At 43.0% G+C, this 17,440-nt stretch carries 16 protein-coding genes (1 of these 16 cut by a window edge); 5 read left to right on the top strand and 11 right to left on the bottom strand.

The window, feature by feature from the left end; all coding sequences use genetic code 11:
- Positions 1-84: 84 nt before the first annotated feature.
- The 5 genes from fusA to ABXS85_RS02720 form a co-directional block, all read right to left on the bottom strand.
- Complete coding sequence (fusA, locus tag ABXS85_RS02740) at positions 85-2,172, bottom strand: elongation factor G (RefSeq protein WP_353668517.1); 2,088 nt, start codon at positions 2,170-2,172, stop codon at positions 85-87.
- A gap of 181 nt (positions 2,173-2,353) precedes the next feature.
- On the bottom strand, positions 2,354-3,526 hold the full coding sequence (locus tag ABXS85_RS02735; RefSeq protein ID WP_353668516.1) for a cation:proton antiporter: 1,173 nt from the start codon (positions 3,524-3,526) through the stop codon (positions 2,354-2,356).
- A gap of 14 nt (positions 3,527-3,540) precedes the next feature.
- Complete coding sequence (locus ABXS85_RS02730) at positions 3,541-4,206, bottom strand: TIGR04211 family SH3 domain-containing protein (RefSeq protein WP_353668515.1); 666 nt, start codon at positions 4,204-4,206, stop codon at positions 3,541-3,543.
- 161 nt (positions 4,207-4,367) lie between these two features.
- Positions 4,368-4,844 carry a DUF934 domain-containing protein gene (locus ABXS85_RS02725; RefSeq protein ID WP_353668514.1) on the bottom strand — a complete coding sequence of 159 codons (477 nt, stop codon included), beginning with the start codon at positions 4,842-4,844 and terminating at the stop codon, positions 4,368-4,370.
- Positions 4,828-6,489, bottom strand: coding sequence for a nitrite/sulfite reductase (locus ABXS85_RS02720; RefSeq protein ID WP_353668513.1), 1,662 nt, complete (start codon positions 6,487-6,489; stop codon positions 4,828-4,830). The genes ABXS85_RS02725 and ABXS85_RS02720 overlap by 17 nt, the downstream gene beginning before the upstream one ends.
- 248 nt (positions 6,490-6,737) lie before the next feature.
- On the opposite strand from ABXS85_RS02720, the gene nfuA reads away from it, so the two are divergent.
- A complete protein-coding gene (nfuA, locus tag ABXS85_RS02715; RefSeq protein ID WP_353668512.1) occupies positions 6,738-7,319 on the top strand; it encodes a Fe-S biogenesis protein NfuA in 582 nt (193 codons plus the stop codon).
- 72 nt (positions 7,320-7,391) lie between these two features.
- Here the strand turns inward: nfuA and ABXS85_RS02710 are convergent, their stop codons facing one another.
- Together ABXS85_RS02710 and ABXS85_RS02705 are read right to left on the bottom strand one after the other, a co-directional pair.
- Entirely contained in the window at positions 7,392-8,468 is a 1,077-nt protein-coding gene (locus ABXS85_RS02710; protein ID WP_353668511.1) for a 3-deoxy-7-phosphoheptulonate synthase, read from the bottom strand.
- A gap of 93 nt (positions 8,469-8,561) precedes the next feature.
- Positions 8,562-9,323 (bottom strand): sulfite exporter TauE/SafE family protein, encoded by a 762-nt coding sequence (locus ABXS85_RS02705; RefSeq protein ID WP_353668510.1) that lies wholly within the window; start codon positions 9,321-9,323, stop codon positions 8,562-8,564.
- A gap of 107 nt (positions 9,324-9,430) precedes the next feature.
- Between ABXS85_RS02705 and cysB the strand changes: the two genes are divergently transcribed.
- Positions 9,431-10,405 carry an HTH-type transcriptional regulator CysB gene (gene cysB, locus ABXS85_RS02700; RefSeq protein ID WP_353668509.1) on the top strand — a complete coding sequence of 325 codons (975 nt, stop codon included), beginning with the start codon at positions 9,431-9,433 and terminating at the stop codon, positions 10,403-10,405.
- Between the two features lie 90 nt (positions 10,406-10,495).
- Here the strand turns inward: cysB and wrbA are convergent, their stop codons facing one another.
- The 4 genes from wrbA to ABXS85_RS02680 form a co-directional block, all read right to left on the bottom strand.
- Positions 10,496-11,101: an NAD(P)H:quinone oxidoreductase gene (gene wrbA / locus ABXS85_RS02695; RefSeq protein ID WP_353668508.1), complete on the bottom strand. Its 606-nt coding sequence runs from the start codon at positions 11,099-11,101 to the stop codon at positions 10,496-10,498.
- A complete protein-coding gene (gene arsC / locus ABXS85_RS02690; RefSeq protein WP_353668507.1) occupies positions 11,098-11,442 on the bottom strand; it encodes an arsenate reductase (glutaredoxin) in 345 nt (114 codons plus the stop codon). The genes wrbA and arsC overlap by 4 nt, the downstream gene beginning before the upstream one ends.
- A gap of 61 nt (positions 11,443-11,503) precedes the next feature.
- Positions 11,504-13,231 carry a proline--tRNA ligase gene (locus ABXS85_RS02685; RefSeq protein ID WP_353668506.1) on the bottom strand — a complete coding sequence of 576 codons (1,728 nt, stop codon included), beginning with the start codon at positions 13,229-13,231 and terminating at the stop codon, positions 11,504-11,506.
- 39 nt (positions 13,232-13,270) lie between these two features.
- The gene (locus tag ABXS85_RS02680; RefSeq protein WP_353668505.1) at positions 13,271-14,140 is read right to left on the bottom strand and encodes an SMP-30/gluconolactonase/LRE family protein; all 870 of its coding nucleotides are present in this window, start codon (positions 14,138-14,140) and stop codon (positions 13,271-13,273) included.
- 85 nt (positions 14,141-14,225) lie between these two features.
- Between ABXS85_RS02680 and ABXS85_RS02675 the strand changes: the two genes are divergently transcribed.
- The 3 genes from ABXS85_RS02675 to ABXS85_RS02665 all read left to right on the top strand — a co-directional run.
- Positions 14,226-14,669 carry an HIT domain-containing protein gene (locus ABXS85_RS02675; protein WP_353668504.1) on the top strand — a complete coding sequence of 148 codons (444 nt, stop codon included), beginning with the start codon at positions 14,226-14,228 and terminating at the stop codon, positions 14,667-14,669.
- A gap of 57 nt (positions 14,670-14,726) precedes the next feature.
- Entirely contained in the window at positions 14,727-16,409 is a 1,683-nt protein-coding gene (locus ABXS85_RS02670; protein WP_353668503.1) for a DUF2786 domain-containing protein, read from the top strand.
- 145 nt (positions 16,410-16,554) lie between these two features.
- Positions 16,555-17,440, top strand: partial view of a fumarate hydratase gene (locus ABXS85_RS02665; protein ID WP_353668502.1) — the 5' portion only. The gene runs 632 nt beyond the window's last position; only the first 886 of its 1,518 coding nucleotides appear in the window; the start codon lies at positions 16,555-16,557; the stop codon falls past the right edge of the window.

Genomic DNA, 17,440 nt, shown 5'->3' with positions numbered 1-17,440 from the left:
TTTCTGTCTCAAATCCAAATTGCAGATACAAAAAAACCGATGCAAGCATCGGTTTTTTGGAATCATTAACAAATAAGCTATGAATTAAGCTTTTTCGTTTTTCTCTTTGGCTGCAGCGATGACAGTTTCAGCAACGTTTGCAGGGCATGGTGCATAGTGCGCAAATTCCATAGAAAACTGACCACGACCAGAAGTAATAGTACGTAGGTGACCAATGTATCCGAACATTTCAGATAGTGGTACTTCACCTTTAATGCGTACACCAGTTAGGCCAGCTTCTTGGTCTTTGATCATGCCGCGACGACGGTTTAAGTCACCAATTACATCACCAACGTTGTCATCTGGAGTGAATACGTCAACTTTCATGATAGGCTCAAGAAGTTGTGCACCCGCTTTAGGCATAGATTGGCGGAAAGCGCCCTTAGCAGCGATTTCGAAGGCTACAGCAGAGGAGTCAACTGCGTGGTAACCACCGTCGAACAACTCAACTTCAACGTCCAGAACTGGGTAACCAGCTAGAACACCTTGCTCCATCATAGACTTAAAGCCTTTCTCAACAGCAGGGAAGAATTCCTTAGGAACGTTACCACCCACAACGCTTGAGCTGAATGTGAAGCCAGAGTTAGGCTCACCTGGTTTGATACGGTAGTCGATCTTACCGAACTGACCAGAACCACCAGATTGTTTCTTGTGCGTGTAAGTATCTTCGATTTCTTGCGTAATGGTTTCGCGGTAAGCAACTTGAGGTTGGCCAACGATTAGATCTACGCCGTAAGTACGCTTCAAGATATCTACTTTGATATCTAGGTGAAGTTCACCCATACCTTTCAAGATAGTTTCGCCAGAATCTTGGTCTGTTTCCACTTGGAAAGATGGATCTTCTGCAACCATTTTACCGATTGCGATACCCATTTTCTCGTTACCGCCTTTGTCTTTTGGCTGAACAGCGATAGAGATTACTGGCTCTGGGAAAACCATTGCCTCAAGTGTGCAAGGGTTTTTAGGATCACAAAGAGTGTGACCTGTTTGTACGTTCTTCATACCAACGATGGCGATGATGTCACCAGCTTGCGCTGAAGAGATCTCGTTACGGTCGTCAGCTTGCATCTCAACCATGCGACCAATACGTTCAGTTTTGCCAGTCGCAGAGTTAAGGATAGTGTCACCTTTCTGAATACGACCAGAGTAAATACGAACGAAGGTAAGTGCACCAAAACGGTCATCCATGATTTTGAATGCCAATGCTTTTAGTGGCTCGTCTGCACTAACGGTTGCCACTTCACCAGTTGGGTTGCCTTCTTCGTCAGTCAATTCTTGTGGGTCAACTTCAGTTGGGTTAGGTAGGTAATCTACAACCGCATCAAGTACAAGCTGAACACCTTTGTTTTTAAAGGCAGAACCACAGTAAGTTGGGAAGAATGCAAGGTCACGAGTACCTTTACGGATACAACGCTTGATGTCTTCGATAGCTGGAACTTCACCATCTTCAAGGTAAGCCATCAACAAATCTTCATCTTGCTCAAGAGCCGTTTCGATCAAAGCTTCATGGTATTCTTCAACTTTGTCTACCATGTCAGCAGGAACGTCTTCGATGCTGTAGTTTTCAGGAAGACCAGTATCATCCCAAACGAAAGCTTTCTTAGAAAGAACGTCTACAACACCAACAAATTCGTCTTCTTCACCGATAGGAAGCGTCATAACAAGTGGGTTAGCACCTAGTACTTTCTTAACTTGCTCTACCACACGATAGAAGTTAGCACCTAGACGGTCTAGCTTGTTGACGAAAATAACACGAGCAACTTCTGATTCGTTAGCGTAACGCCAGTTCGTTTCTGACTGAGGCTCAACACCACCAGAACCACAGAATACACCGATACCACCGTCTAGTACTTTAAGCGAACGGTATACTTCAACTGTGAAATCAACGTGTCCAGGTGTGTCGATAACGTTTAGGCGGTGCTGTTTCCACTCACAAGTGACGGCAGCAGACTGAATGGTAATACCTCGTTCTGCTTCCTGTTCCATGAAGTCAGTAGTAGATTCGCCATCATGAACTTCACCAGTTTTATGGATTTTACCAGTTAGTTTAAGAATACGTTCAGTTGTGGTTGTTTTACCCGCATCAACGTGGGCAAAAATACCGATATTTCTGTATTTTGATAAGTCAGCCATTACATTACTCTAAATAAGTGAGGACGAAATTTGCGCGTTATTATACAGGACTTCTCATGGAGGGCCATATATTTCGCGCTATTCTATTATATTTTATGGGATTAAAGAAAGGGGTGAGCCAGAAGCAATTCATAAATACCAGTTTCAATGTATAAAAGCCTTATAGAATAAGGCTTTGCGATTAATCTTTGCGCAATTTATCTGAGATGGCGATAGGAGACGGGTAGTTTAATATGACCACATAGGTAGATAAGGCAAAACTCAAAATGGCGGTTGCTTGAATAACATGAGAGGCCTCTTGACCCAAAAAGCCAATGCTTGCCGCTAAGTAAGCAATCAGTAGCGAAAACTCGCTTACTTGACCAAGGCGAAAACCCGCTTCCCACGCTGTACTGGTTTCTTCTTTTATGCCCTGTAGTAGATAGCGAAACACCACTGGTTTGACCAAGATGGCACCAATCGCCAAGACAAGTGCAGGTAAAATGACCGCTTTTAGTAGGTCCAAATTAAAGCTGGCGCCAATGGAAAAGAAAAACAAGATCAAAAAGAAATCACGTAATGGTTTGAGATGAGTGGCAATGTACTGTGAAATTGGGCTGGTTGCTAAGCTTACGCCAGCGATGAAAGCCCCCATTTCTGCTGATAAGCCAGCAGTTTCTGCCAGTACGGCTAGGGATAAACACCAGCCAATCGATACTAGAAAAATGTATTCATGAAAGCGATCAAAACGCGTGATGAGTTTCAGTAGAATGTATTTCACAAACACAAATGAGGCGGCGATTAATAAGGGTAAACCGAGTAGCGGCTTTAGGTATTGCATTAGGCTATTTTCCGCTGTTCCAGAACTGCTGTATAGCACGAGTAAAACGGCAATGGCGATAATGTCTTGTAATAACAATAAGCCAACGACCAATTCACCAGTATGTTTGTGGTGAAGTACTGTGGTGGGCAGTAACTTGATACAAACAATGGTGCTGGAAAACATCATTGCCACACCAATAATCAAGCTTTCCATTTGACTGTAACCGAAAGAAATGGATACCAGATAACCCAGTCCAGCAAAAATGGCGGAACTCAGTAAAGCTACCCAAGAGGCTTTTTTAAGCATATTGAGTAAATGGCTAGGCTGCATGTCCAAACCCAATAGGAAGAGCAAGAAAATAATGCCTATGTGGCTCATTTCATCCATTAGCTTGGGTTCGTTAATGAGAGAAAGGGCGGATGGACCAAATAAAATGCCTAACGCAATGTAGGCTATGATCATGGGTTGTCTTGTATATAGAGCAATGGAAGCTACGACAGCCGCTCCAGCAAAAATCAGAAAAAAGGAGTGGACAATCGACACTTCCAGCATGTTCGCTCCTCAAATTACCAATTAGCGTTAGCGATTTTTTTACGACGTAATAGGGGGGCCAATATGCCTAGAAGGAGTCCGCCGAATAAGGTGGCAGCGCCAATAATGAACCATTTCTGTTGATGGTTGTTATGTATTTTTAAGCTGTTTTTCTGAGCAATATTTGCCTGTTGCTGCAGGCTTTCGATTTGGTAACTAACGGTATCATTTTGAGAAACAATGATTTCGGCCTTTTCTGCTAAAGCTTGTACATCTTCCAACTGCTGTTTAAGGGAGGCATTTTCTTGCTCAAGACTTTGTTGTGCGAAAAGCAGAGTCTGATTTTTTTGTTGGCTTGCGCGTAATTCATCGCTGATTTCATTACGGCGTTTGATGGCGCTGGTTAGGCGTTTTTGCAATTCATTGAGTTGATCGCGTGTCACCATGTCATCGGATAAGTAGTAATCCGCCACCCAGCCTTCGTTGCCACTGGGTGTTAGAACCTTAGTGTAGCCATTGGCTTGTTCAAGTACTTCAAGTGGGGTACCGCTTTTAATGCCACGTTCAACGGCTCTGGTGCTATTATCTTGTCCTTCTCGAATAGCAACGAATTGAATGTCAGAAACATAAACAGTAGCTGCAGGTACTGCAGTTGATAAAACACTGCCTAATAATAGGCTGATGATGTGCGTCTTTGTCACGTGGTATTCCTTTCACAATGAATCGATCTTTTACAACGATAATCATGACTTAGGCAAGACGCAATAGAAAAAGGCCATTGAAATGGCCTTTTATGTGATAATTGGTTAATGAAGTTGATCGCAAGGATAGATTGCTGGCTAAATTACCATGTAAATATACGTTAGCGACGTAAAAACAAAGGTCGAGGGTCCGCGACATCACCTTGGTAAGCAACAGAAAAAGGTTTGTGAAGTAATAAGGCTTTTTCTAAATCCACTTCTTCGCCAAATTGGAAGCTATTGAAGCCGACGCGTAATAGATAACCAAGTTGATCTGGGATGAAGCTACCCAGTGCTCGCACTTCGCCTTGATAATTAAAGCGTTCTCGTAACAGGCGTGCATAACTGAAACCGCGACCATCAGCAAAAGCTGGAAAATTGACGCCAATCACTGCAAATTGATCTAGCTTGATGTCTTCGAGGATCTCAGTACCATCACCTGCGTCAAGCCAAATGCCGGCCACTTTGCCAATAGTATCTTTTTCAGATAACCATTTTTGAGCGGCAACAATACTATTTGCATTGCTGCTTGCTTCTGCATCTTGCTGCCATTCAAATGGGCTTTCTGTAATGATGCCGTCTTTAATTAGTTTTGGCATATGCAGCCTCCTTAAATGGTGCGATCCCCATGCGACGGAAGGTATCAATAAAACGCTCTTCTGATGAACGATTATCAAGATAAACCTGCATGAGTTTCTGAATAACGCCGCTGATTTCTTCTTGTGCGAAAGAGGGGCCTAAGATTTTACCAATGCTAGCGTCATGACCTGATGCGCCGCCAATGGATACTTGGTAAAACTCTTCGCCTTTCTTATCGACACCCAAAATACCAATGTTGCCCACGTGGTGATGGCCACAGGCGTTCATACAGCCTGATATGTTTAGATCTATGTTGCCAAGATCGTACAGGTAATCCAGGTCATCAAAAGTTTCTTGGATTTGAGCGGCAATTGGAATGGACTTCGCATTGGCCAAGGCGCAGAAATCACCACCAGGACAGCAAATCATATCTGTCAGTAGACCTAGGGTTGGGGTTGCGAAACCAGCTTCTTTTGCTGCTTCCCAAAGTTCAACCAATTGGTCTTGACGAACATCTGCCAAAACTAGGTTTTGCTCATGACTGACGCGTAATTCACCGAAGCTGAAACGATCAGCAAGATCGGCGGCTTTGATCATTTGCTCAGCCGTTGCATCGCCTGGTGCTTGGCCGGCTTTTTTCAAAGTGAGAGTAACAATGCGATAACCAGCTTTCTTATGCTCGAATGTATTTCGCTCGTACCAGCGAGCAAAGCCAGCGCTTTCTGCAATCTTATTGCTTAACTCGACAGGTTGATTATCAAGAGATTCGTAAGCCGGCTCAGTAAAGAAAGACGCCAAACGATCAAATTCGCTCATCGGTACTGTGCTTTCTTTTCCACGTAGGTGAGCCCATTCGGCATCAACACGGCGACGGAATTCTTCAATACCAAGTGCTTTTACCAGAATTTTGATGCGCGCCTTGTATTTGTTGTCACGGCGGCCTTGTTGATTATAAACGCGGATAATAGCATCAAGATAAGTGAGTAAATCTTCACGAGGAATAAATTCACTGATGGTTACGCCAACCATGGGGGTACGTCCCAAGCCGCCACCCACAATAACTTTAAAACCAATTTCACCTGCGTCATTTTTCTTAATATGCAAACCAATGTCATGTACTTGAGTGGCTGCACGGTCAGCGGACTCAGTAGCATTGACAGCAATTTTGAATTTGCGAGGTAGAAAAGCAAACTCTGGGTGGAAGGTAGACCACTGACGAATCAGTTCGCAGTATGGGCGAGGGTCAACTACTTCATCAGAAATAACACCAGCGTATTGGTCTGTGGTGGTGTTACGAATACAGTTACCACTGGTTTGTACAGCGTGCATTTCTACTTCGGCCAGTTCGGCAAGAATGTCTGGTACATCTTCCAGTTTTGGCCAGTTTAGTTGAAGATTCTGACGAGTGCTAAAGTGGCCGTATGCTTTGTCATAACGACGACTGATGTCAGCCAGTTTGCGTAGCTGAACACTAGACAACATACCGTATGGGATAGCAATACGTAACATAGGAGCATAACGCTGTACGTAAAGACCATTTTGTAAGCGTAATGGCAGGAATTCTTGCTCGCTTAACTCTTTATTTAAATAGCGACGTGTTTGGTCGCGAAATTGGGCAACACGCTCTTCAACAAGCTGTTGGTCAATGGCGTCGTATTGATACATATTGAATTGAACCGTGATTAACAAATTTTAAGTATCGTGATACTAGCAAAAACTCTTTATTCGAAAAATGAATATTTATCTATATCTTTAGGGTTTTTGCTAATAAGGCTTATTTGAATATTTCTAATGAGAAAGGCTCTCAATAAATCAAGGAAAAATACCTTAGTTTTTTACTAGGTCTTTGGCATTATCTCCTATCTGCGGTAATATATAGCTTATTAATCGTAACCCAGTTTTTAAGGTTGTATATGAACATTATTATTACTGATGCCGCTCAAGAATATTTGGCTTCTTTGCTTGAGAAACAAGGCGTAGAAGGTATGGCTGTACGTATTTTTATCCAACAGCCTGGTACGCCTTATGCTGAAACCTGCTTGGCTTATTGTCGCCCTGATGAAGTAAATCCTACTGATGAAATTTTGAATCTACCTAAACTAAAAGTTTATGTAGAAAAAAATTCGGTGAATTTCTTAGATGAAGCATTTATTGATTATGCAACTGAGAAAATGGGTGGCCAATTAACCATTAAGGCGCCGAATGCAAAAATGCCAAAAGTCACAGCGGATAGCCCAATTGAAGATCAAATTAATTACGTTCTGTATTCTGAAATTAATCCAGGTCTGGCAGCTCACGGTGGTGAAGTGAGTTTATTAGAAGTAGTGGATGGTGAAGTCGCTATTCTAAAATTTGGTGGCGGCTGCCAAGGTTGTAGTGCAGTAGACTTGACTCTGAAAGAGGGGGTTGAGAAAACTTTGATCGAAAAAGTGCCAGGCTTGAAAGCAGTAAAAGACGCAACTGACCATACGGTGACAGAAAACGCATTTATGTAACTGGATTATTCTGGTTTACATAAAAAACGCGAACTGATGTTCGCGTTTTTATGACCAAAGTTTAGTTTCGCTTTATTGGCGTTGACGTTTTGGCAACACATCACGTAAGGCGGTGGCCATAGTGGTTAATGCTTCTTCTGTGGTTTGCCAATCGATGCAAGCGTCAGTGATAGAAACACCGTATTCTAGTTGGCTTATGTCAGCAGGTACTTTTTGGTTGCCCCAGCCAATATTGCTTTCTATCATCAGACCCATAATGGACTGGTTACCAGTCAAAATTTGCTGAGTGGCGTCTTCCATTACCTTGACCTGACGTTCAGGTTGCTTATTGGAATTCTCGTGTGAGCAATCCACCATGATATTGTGTTTTAGCTTAGCTTTGCTTAACGCTGCTTCGCTCATGGCAACATTTTTGGCGTCATAGTTAGGCTGACCATTGCCACCACGAAGTACTAAATGTCCGTAAGCATTACCTTTGGTATTTACAATGCTAACTTGGCCGTTTTCGTTAATACCTAAGAAAGAGTGACCGTGCGATACAGATTGCATGGCATTCACCGCTACCGTCATACTGCCATCAGTACCGTTTTTAAACCCTACTGGACCCGATAAACCCGAAGCCATTTCGCGGTGGGTTTGTGACTCCGTGGTACGAGCCCCAATAGCTGACCAACTAATCAAATCTTGAATATATTGAGGTGAGATTGGATCGAGGGCTTCTGTCGCTAAAGGTAGACTTAATTCAGCAAGATCTATCAGCAATTTGCGACCAATGCGAATGCCTTTGTCGATATCAAAAGTACCGTCTAGGTTAGGATCATTAATTAAGCCTTTCCAGCCCACAGTGGTTCTAGGCTTTTCAAAATACGCGCGCATAATGATATATAGGGTGTCGTCTAGTTTTTCGGAAAGCGCTTTTAAGCGTTTTGCATAATCTAAAGCGGCTTCTGGATCATGGATAGAGCAAGGGCCAATGACAATTGCTAGACGGTGATCTTTTCCATCCATGATGTTTTTGATGGTATCGCGAGACTCAGCAACATGGTTGCTGATGGCTTCACTGATAGGCAACTCTTTTTTTAATTCAACTGGGGTAACCAAAGAATGAAAAGAGGCGATATTTAGGTCTTCAAGACGCTTGTTACTCATTGCGGGGGATTCCTGCTTGCTGCATTTTAATTATGGCGGACAACCATATACTTTTTTTTATTTTGAATGAACCTTTTTCAGAGCATTTTCTTATTAAAAAAACAGATATTTTACGCCAAATGAAAGAAGTGCGCTGGCTAATATAGGTTGCAGCACATTATTGGGAACATGACTGGCAATTCGTGTGCCTAAATAGATGCTAGGAATGGATCCCATTAAGAGTGCCATTAGCAACAAGTAATCGACATTGCCAAGAAATATATGACCAATACCTGCGACTAAAGTAAGTGGTACCGCATGCGCTAAGTCTGTACCGACAATATTTTTGGCGCGCATCAAAGGAAATAAGATCATCATAATGGCTGTGCCAAGTGCGCCAGCTCCGACAGAAGTCAATGTGACCAGGATGCCTAATATAAAACCACAGACAAATATTAACTTGGTACTTTGATCATGGTTAAGGCTGAGATTGAAAGTTTGAATCAATTTTTTGCGAAACAATACAACGATTGCGGTGAGTGTTAGCATCAATCCTAAAGTGGTTGTTAAGATGTCTTGGTAATGGTCTGGCTTTTCAAATTGAGATAACAAAAAAACTGTGATGATAGAGGCAGGTAGGCTTCCCGCAGCCATAGCAATAACAATGCGCCAATTTACATTGCCGCGTTTTGCATGCATGGCAACACCGGTACTTTTCGCTATACCAGCATAAAGTAAATCTGTTCCGACTGCGATGTGGGGCGGGAAACCAAATAATAACAACAGAGGTGTCATTAATGAGCCACCACCAACACCCGTTATACCAACGGCTAAGCCAACTACTGCACCTGCAAAAATGAACCAGATAAATTCCATTGAAACGCCATGTTAATTTGATTTAGCTGGCAACATTAGAGGTTTTTCACTATTCTATAAAGTAATATTTTCTTATGTTTTTAACTCTTTTTAGAATAAGGTAGTCGATGAAGTTACAGCAGCTTAGATATATATGGGAAGTGGCGCGTCATGACTTGAATGTGTCGGCTACTGCTCAAAGCCTTTATACCTCTCAACCTGGTGTCAGTAAACAAATTCGCTTATTGGAAGATGAGTTGGGTGTCGAAGTGTTTGCTCGAAGTGGTAAACATTTGACACACATAACGCCTGCGGGTGAAAAAATCATCGCTTTGGCGGGTGAGGTGCTGAATCAAACGCAAAATATCAAACGTGTTGCGAATGAGTTTAGTGATGAGCGTAAAGGTTCTTTAGACATAGCGACCACACACACACAAGCAAGATATGCATTACCTAAAGTCATTAATCAGTTTATTGATGGTTATCCTGAAGTGAGTTTGCACATGCATCAAGGGACGCCAATGCAAATTGCTGAAATGGCCAATGATGGTGTAGTGGATTTTGCGATTGCAACCGAGGCGTTGGAATTATTTGGCAATCTAGTGATGCTACCTTGTTATACTTGGAATCGTTCTGTCGTAGTGCCAAAAAATCACCCCTTGGCTGGTTTGAGTGAGCTGACACTAGAAGCCCTAGCGGAATATCCTATTGTGACTTACGTATTTGGTTTTACCGGGCGTTCCCAACTGGATAAAGCCTTCCAGCAAGCTGAGTTAGAGCCGAACGTCGTTTTTACTGCGGCGGATTCCGATGTCATTAAAACCTATGTGCGACTTGGTTTAGGCGTTGGTATCGTGGCTTCAATGGCCTACGATGAGGTGTTGGACGCGGATCTGGTTGCCCTTGATGCATCGCATTTATTTGCTGACAGTTGTACTAAGATAGGCATTCGCAGCAACACCTTCATTCGTGGTTACATGTACAAGTTTATTGAGTCTTTTGCGCCACATTTGACCAAAGATCTAGTGGTTGCCGCAATGGAGGCGCCAAATCGTCTGGAAGTAGAGCAGCTGTTTGAAGGGATAGACTTGCCTCGTCATTAATTACATATCTGTCCAATAAAAAAGCGCCATTCATATAAATGATTGGCGCTTTTTTGTGACTATTTTTCAATTGTGGGAGGTTTGTGTTGGTTAGACTAGCTTTAGCGCCATTCTTGCAATGCGTTCACCTTGCGCCTCACACAAAGCTTGTTCTTCCTTGGTGAGAGAGTTTTCTTGTGTGCTGCTGGCTAAATGGCTCGCGCCATAGGGTGTTCCGCCACCGGTGGTACTGATCAGTTCTTTGTTTTTGTAGGGGAGGCCAAGCCAAATCATGCCATGGTGAATAAGTGGCGTCATCATGCTGTATAAGCATTGTTCTTGACCACCATGCATGGTGCTGGCGCTCGTGAAGCCACAGGCTGGCTTGTCTATTAATTGTCCCGTCATCCACAAGGTCGACGTTTGATCAATGAAGTGCTTGAGTGGTGCTGCCATACTGCCAAAGTAGGATGGCGAACCTAACGCTAAACCAGCACAATCGCTTAACTCATCCAAAGTGCAATAAGGTGCACCTTGTTCGGGAATTGCTGGCTCGCTGGTTTCAGTGTTGCTGGATACGTTTGCTACTTGACGTATCTTGGCTTCAATTCCAGACACTTTATTCACGCCGCGGGCAATGTGTTTGGCCATTTCTGCGATGGAGCCATGGCGACTGTAAAATAGAATTAGAACATAAGGCATTGTGCTGGCATTCATGAGAAAAGTTCCAGTACATTCTCTGGTGGTCTGCCTAATTTGGCTTTGCCGTTATGAACAACAATAGGACGCTCAATCAAGCTTGGGTTGTCCAGCATAGCTTGAATGCGCTCTTCATCTGAACTGTCTTTGTTTAAGCCAAGTTCTTTGTATGCCGCTTCTTTGGTGCGCATAAGGTCAAGTGGTTGAATGCCAAGCTGAATGATAAGCTGATCAAGCTCTTTTTTGCTTAATAAGTCTTTTTGATAGAGTCTTACTTGAGTTTGAATGCCTTTTTCCTCTAAAAGTGCCAAGGTTTGTCTGGATTTAGAGCAGCGTGGATTGTGGTAAATAGTGGTCATATTTGTATCACTTAATCTGTTTGAAAGAAAAACGCCACTCAAAAGAATGGCGTTGCTTTGGTTATTTCTTTATGGACAGTATGAAGTCGCAAGCTTGATCTAGGGCGATGTCTTGGTTTTCACCTTGAGCACGATTTTTGTACTCTAGTGTATTGTTTGCCAAACCTTTATCACCAACAACAAAGCGATGGGGGATACCGAGTAACTCGCAATCTGCAAATTTAACGCCGGGGCGTTCTTTGCGGTCATCCAGTAATACATCTAAGCCTTTGGTTGTTAGCTCTTGATAAAGTGTCTCGCAGGCTTCGCGTACGGCTTCTGATTTGTCGTAATTCATTGCCACAATAGCCACATCAAACGGGGCGATGCTTTCAGGCCACAAAATGCCTTTTTCATCAAAGTTCTGCTCAATGGCGGCAGCAACGATACGAGATACCCCGATGCCGTAACAACCCATGTGCATAATTTGTGCTTTGCCGTTTTCATCAAGAACGCTGGCGTTAAGAGCTTGAGCATATTGTTGTCCGAGTTGGAAAATATGGCCCACTTCAATGCCGCGCTTGATCACAATAGTGCCTTGCCCATCGGGAGAAGGATCTCCTTCTACCACATTACGCAAATCGGCAACTTCAAATTCAGGGCAATCGCGCTCCCAATTGATGCCAGTAAAGTGGTAGTCGTCTTTATTGGCTCCGGCACAGAAATCAGACATCACAGCTGCAGAGCGATCCGCAATGATGCGAATGCCTTTTTCTTTTAAACCTTTTGGTCCGATAGAACCCGGCGTACAGCCGATCTGCTTAATAATGTCGGCTTCACTGGCAAATTCAAAAGGCGACACAATGCCATCCAGTTTTTCCACTTTTAGCTCATTTATATTGTGATCACCGCGAAGGACAAGCGCCACTATGGTTTCTTGCTCTTTTTCATCAATGCCTTTGACTAGCATGGTTTTAACCGTTTTGGTCACATCCAGATTTAAAAAATCAGCCACTTTTTGTATGGTTTTGCAGTCAGGAGTGAAAACTTCTTCCAGTGATTCGCTGGCAGGATCGGCTTTTTCTTTCAGACAGATGGCTTCTGCTAGCTCAACATTAGCAGCAAAGTCTGAGCTATCGCTGAACGCAATGTCGTCTTCCCCAGAATCAGCGAGAACGTGGAATTCATGAGAGTAAGCGCCCCCTATGCTACCCGTGTCAGCACGAACAGGACGATAATCTAAACCGATGCGATCAAATACGTTGCAGTAGGCTTGATGCATCACATCATAGGTTTCATTCAGGGATTCTGGGTTAACGTGGAATGAGTAAGCGTCTTTCATGCTGAATTCCCGTGAACGCATAACACCAAAACGTGGACGAACTTCATCGCGGAATTTGGTCTGAATTTGGAAAAAGTTGATGGGCAACTGCTTATAGCTGGTTAATTCGTTACGCGCCAATTCAGTAATGACTTCTTCGTGAGTAGGTCCAACGCAATAGTCGCGATCATGACGATCTTTCAGGCGTAATAGTTCTGGCCCATATTTCTGCCAGCGGCCAGACTCCTGCCAAAGTTCAGCAGGCTGTACGCCAGGCATGATGACTTCAAGTGCACCGGCTTTCTGCATCTCGTCACGGACAATGCTTTCGACTTTGCGAAACACTTTCACGCCAGTAGGAAGCCAAGTATAAAGACCTTTGGAAATCTGGCGAATCATACCAGCACGTACCATGAGTTGGTGGCTGGTTACAACCGCATCGGTTGGGGCATCACGTAAGGTAGAGAATAAATAGTTGCTTGCGCGCATAGTATGTATGTTCTTTATATAATCGATAAAAAATTGAAATTAGCCAGCAAAGCGTGGCTCAACTTGCCCTTTGACGGACGTTTGTAGCGCAAAAATGCCCCCTGCTTGTGGGTATTTTTGCAGTTCTTCTTCACTTTGTGCTGCTCGGCAAGTGCTGACAAACAGTGTCGTCATATCAGGTCCGCCAAAAGCAACCATAGTAGGATAGTGTGCTGGTACAGGATATTCCCCTAGAATGTCGCCATTTGGGCTGATTTTAACCACTCTTTGGCCTTGATATAAAGCTGACCAATAGTTTCCTTCGGCATCAACTGCTGCTCCATCGGGGCGACCCTTGCCATGAGGGAAACGGATGAATTCACGCTTATTGGTGGCTTCCCCTGTTTCGATATCGTAATCGAACTGGTAAACAACATGATTTGGTGTGTCTGAGTAATACATTATGCTGCTATCAGGGGAAAAAGCTAAGCCATTTGATGTCCAAGCGGCTTGATCCAGTATTTTTTGTTGTCCATTACTGAATTGGTGTAATGCACCTTTGAAAGCATCTTTTGGAGAATACATGGTACCAGCTAAGAAACGACCTTTGACATCACAACGGCCATCATTAAAGCGAGTGGTTTGTTGGTCATAGTCAGCTAACCAGTAAGTTTCCAGTTCAGCGTCAAAATCCTTAAAAGTATAAACCCCAGAACGGAAGGCGGCGATAAAACCATTATTTTGCGTTAGCGAAAAGCAACCAATTTCTTCGTTGAATTTACGTTGCTTTAGGCTTTTAGATTGTGTGTCGTAGGCGTATAGTACAAAGGAATCAATATCGACAAAGTAAAGGGTTTGAGTGCGTTCATCCCAACGTGGGCATTCGGCTAATTTTGCTTGTGCATTAATGACACACTGCATATCAGTCATGGAAGCTCCGAGTCACTGAGTGTTTTTAAAAATAGGGTGCTATAGTGCTTATGATTGGCTTTTTTGTAAATAGGAAGATGTAAAGATGTTTCAGTTAGATCCTGTGCTGCAACGAGATTCCGTATTGGTGGGCTATTTTTCTCTGTGTGAGTTAAGGCTGATCAATGACGCTCAATTTCCTTGGTTTATTTTAGTGCCAAGGCGCAAAGGCATAACCGAAATCTATCAATTGGTTGAGGAGGATCGTCATACATTAATGGCAGAAAGTTGCCTCCTAGCGGAAACTTTGCACGATGCTTTTACCGCTACTAAATTAAATGTTGCCGCCCTAGGTAATCAAGTTTCACAACTGCATCTTCATCATATTGTGCGTTATGACACGGATTCTTGCTGGCCTGAGCCTATTTGGGGGAAATTTCCTGCAGTTCCATATTCTAAGGAAAAGTTGGCTGAGATTTTGCAGAAGGTACAAGTATTGCTAAGTGATGATTTGCAATTACCCAGTGATGATGCAGAGCTGTATTATTAGTTAATGCTGTCTTGTTAGAATTTTTGAAGTGACCTTGCCTAACTGGAATTTTGCTTTATGAGTACACGCAGAAGAAAAAAAGTCATACAGAAGTTGGTGAAGCTGTTGAACCTTGCCACTTCCAGTAACGCTAGTGAGTCCAATCTTGCTCTTCGTCATGCGGAGTCCCTGATCAGGCAATATTCTATTGCCCAGCGTGAGTTGCCTATTTTGCAACTGTGCGACTCTGCTATGTTATACCGTGTAAGTTGGGGAGGTGGTTCTCCAAAATATGCGAAGGATGCAGTGCATAAAAAAACATCTTCTGCTGATTCTGTGTACAAGCGTCGTTTCAGTGAAAAAAACACAAGTGTTGATCCGGATCGTGCGTATGAATCAGTTCGAACCATTTTAGATGATATGGCAGAAATGGAGCAAAAGCCGACAGAAACTACTCATCAAGAAATTGAAAAAGACGATCTTGAGAGGAATTCTGTTGCTGAACGAGAGGCTGTCATCAGTAATGAGGATATTATGGATGAACAAACATCTAACCATGATCAAGATGTTGAGGAAGAGGTGATTGAACCAATGACTTCAAAAGACTCTATTGACAGTGAGCAAAAGTCTGAAAGTGGTTTTGATGATGCAGACTCCGTCTCACATAATAATTCCAATGATAATGTGATTGATGCAGCTCAAGCCTTTCGTCCTGCGTCATCAGATTTTGGTGAAACATTAAAAACGCAATATTCAACCAGTGATCCGAGTGTGCCATTTGCTGAAGATGCTTATTGGTCAAAGGTGTATGAAAAATTAGCGGATTTTGATGAAGCTAAGGTGCAATCAGATATTGATGATTTGCAAACTCAGTTGTCACTCGCGCAGGAGAACCTTCAGCTTAAAAAGCAAAAACGTCACGAGCATGAGCAAGAAGAAATTGTTGAACGTGCTGAGCGCGCTCGAATTGAATTGAGTTTTGAGAAAGCCATAGAGCGTGCCTTTCAGGCGCGAGCAAAATCCTATGAAGCTTGGGAGGCCAGCTGTAATAAAATTCGCATGGATCGTCTTCATGATGAGCAGGAAGCGATTCAAGGGTTTGATTCCGTTAGTAAGGCACTGGAACAAAATAAAGAAGCTTTTCAGCAGCATCTGCAACGCAAAGAGGATTATCGTGCTGCGAAGATTATGCATGAATTGCGTCGTCAGCTTATGTTGGCAGTATCGTCAGGCGAAGAGGCCAGCGGTTCTTATGAAAATGTTATTGAAATTATGGAAGAGAATGGCTTGTCTTTAAAGGATCTTGAGTTTTCTGACATTAAAAATAAGAGTCTTTTTATTCGTTTGTTGGAGCGTGAATCTGCTCAAATTACGGATGTGCAGGCAAGAGAAAGTTATACTGAAGAAATGCTGGATAAATTTTTAACTTCTGGTCATGGTAAGAAAGATTCTAAAGTTAATGAAAATCCAATTCAGCAAATTCAACGACTTTTGGTGGCGGCCAGTGAAGGTGGTCAGTTTGAGACGCAAAAAAATCTTGAGCAAGTCTTGTATTTAATGGAAGCGAATGAAGTGGGTGTTCGCGATATTGGTTACCAATTTATTAAGAAGTATTCCGTTTTTATTCGTCTTATTAACTGGGAGGCGGAGCGAATTGTTTCTCTACCAGAGCGAGAGAAGTTTACCGCTACTATTTTAGAAGAGTACATTCAACATTCTGTGCAAAAACCAAGCGCTACTCAGGAAAAGAAGCTCAAATAAAAATCATTCTTACTAAATACCCCTTATTCACCATAATAATAAGGGGTATATCTTGTTAAATCCCTGCCTAAGCCTTTCTTTGCTGATCAGCATCTTTTACCATTTCGATCTTTGATTCATTCATAATACTCAGCAGGAGAGAAGCATGAGCATTATTAAAGAAGATGATTTGATTGATAGCGTTGCGGATGCGCTGCAATTTATCTCTTATTACCATCCGTTAGATTTTGTTAATGCGGTTCATGAGGCTTACGAACGCGAAGAGAGTCAAGCGGCAAAAGATGCTATGGCGCAAATCCTAATTAATTCTCGTATGTGTGCTGAAGGTAAGCGTCCTATTTGTCAGGATACTGGCATTGTGACGGTTTTTGTTAAAGTTGGTATGAATGTCCAGTGGCAAAGCACTAAAAGTGTAGCGGATATGATTAACGAAGGTGTGCGTCGTGCCTATCTCCATCCTGACAATGTGCTTCGAGCATCTATTCTTGATGACCCTGCTGGTGCTCGTAAAAACACGAAAGATAACACTCCTGCTGTTATTCATATGGAAGTGGTGCCTGGTGATACAGTTGAAGTTCATGTGGCTGCGAAAGGTGGCGGTTCTGAGAATAAATCCAAATTGGCGATGTTGAATCCGTCTGATGACATTGTTGAATGGGTAAAGAAAACCGTTCCAACTATGGGTGCGGGTTGGTGTCCGCCAGGCATGTTGGGCATAGGTATTGGTGGAACCGCGGAAAAAGCCATGGTGATGGCAAAAGAATCTCTGATGGAGCCAATTGATATTCATGAGCTAAGAGAGCGTGGCCCACAAAATCGTGTTGAAGAATTACGTTTGGCTATCTTTGATGCGGTCAATAATCTAGGTATAGGCGCTCAAGGTCTGGGTGGTCTTACAACCGTTCTTGATGTAAAAATCATGGATTATCCAACCCATGCGGCCTCTTTGCCTGTTGCCATGATTCCAAACTGTGCAGCAACACGTCATGCGCATTTTGTCCTAGACGGTTCTGGTCCGGCGGATTTGGTGC

This window comes from Marinomonas sp. THO17, from assembly GCF_040436405.1.
Taxonomy (GTDB): Bacteria; Pseudomonadota; Gammaproteobacteria; order Pseudomonadales; family Marinomonadaceae; genus Marinomonas.
Note: the sequence above shows the minus strand (reverse complement) of the source record. Positions and strands in the feature narration are given on the sequence as shown.

Coding starts and splice junctions, on each gene's coding strand:
- fusA (WP_353668517.1), bottom strand. CDS start 2,172: ATGGCTGACTTATCAAAATACAGAAATATCGGTATTTTTGCCCACGTT.
- ABXS85_RS02735 (WP_353668516.1), bottom strand. CDS start 3,526: ATGCTGGAAGTGTCGATTGTCCACTCCTTTTTTCTGATTTTTGCTGGA.
- ABXS85_RS02725 (WP_353668514.1), bottom strand. CDS start 4,844: ATGCCAAAACTAATTAAAGACGGCATCATTACAGAAAGCCCATTTGAA.
- ABXS85_RS02720 (WP_353668513.1), bottom strand. CDS start 6,489: ATGTATCAATACGACGCCATTGACCAACAGCTTGTTGAAGAGCGTGTT.
- nfuA (WP_353668512.1), top strand. CDS start 6,738: ATGAACATTATTATTACTGATGCCGCTCAAGAATATTTGGCTTCTTTG.
- ABXS85_RS02710 (WP_353668511.1), bottom strand. CDS start 8,468: ATGAGTAACAAGCGTCTTGAAGACCTAAATATCGCCTCTTTTCATTCT.
- ABXS85_RS02705 (WP_353668510.1), bottom strand. CDS start 9,323: ATGGAATTTATCTGGTTCATTTTTGCAGGTGCAGTAGTTGGCTTAGCC.
- cysB (WP_353668509.1), top strand. CDS start 9,431: ATGAAGTTACAGCAGCTTAGATATATATGGGAAGTGGCGCGTCATGAC.
- wrbA (WP_353668508.1), bottom strand. CDS start 11,101: ATGAATGCCAGCACAATGCCTTATGTTCTAATTCTATTTTACAGTCGC.
- arsC (WP_353668507.1), bottom strand. CDS start 11,442: ATGACCACTATTTACCACAATCCACGCTGCTCTAAATCCAGACAAACC.
- ABXS85_RS02685 (WP_353668506.1), bottom strand. CDS start 13,231: ATGCGCGCAAGCAACTATTTATTCTCTACCTTACGTGATGCCCCAACC.
- ABXS85_RS02680 (WP_353668505.1), bottom strand. CDS start 14,140: ATGACTGATATGCAGTGTGTCATTAATGCACAAGCAAAATTAGCCGAA.
- ABXS85_RS02675 (WP_353668504.1), top strand. CDS start 14,226: ATGTTTCAGTTAGATCCTGTGCTGCAACGAGATTCCGTATTGGTGGGC.
- ABXS85_RS02670 (WP_353668503.1), top strand. CDS start 14,727: ATGAGTACACGCAGAAGAAAAAAAGTCATACAGAAGTTGGTGAAGCTG.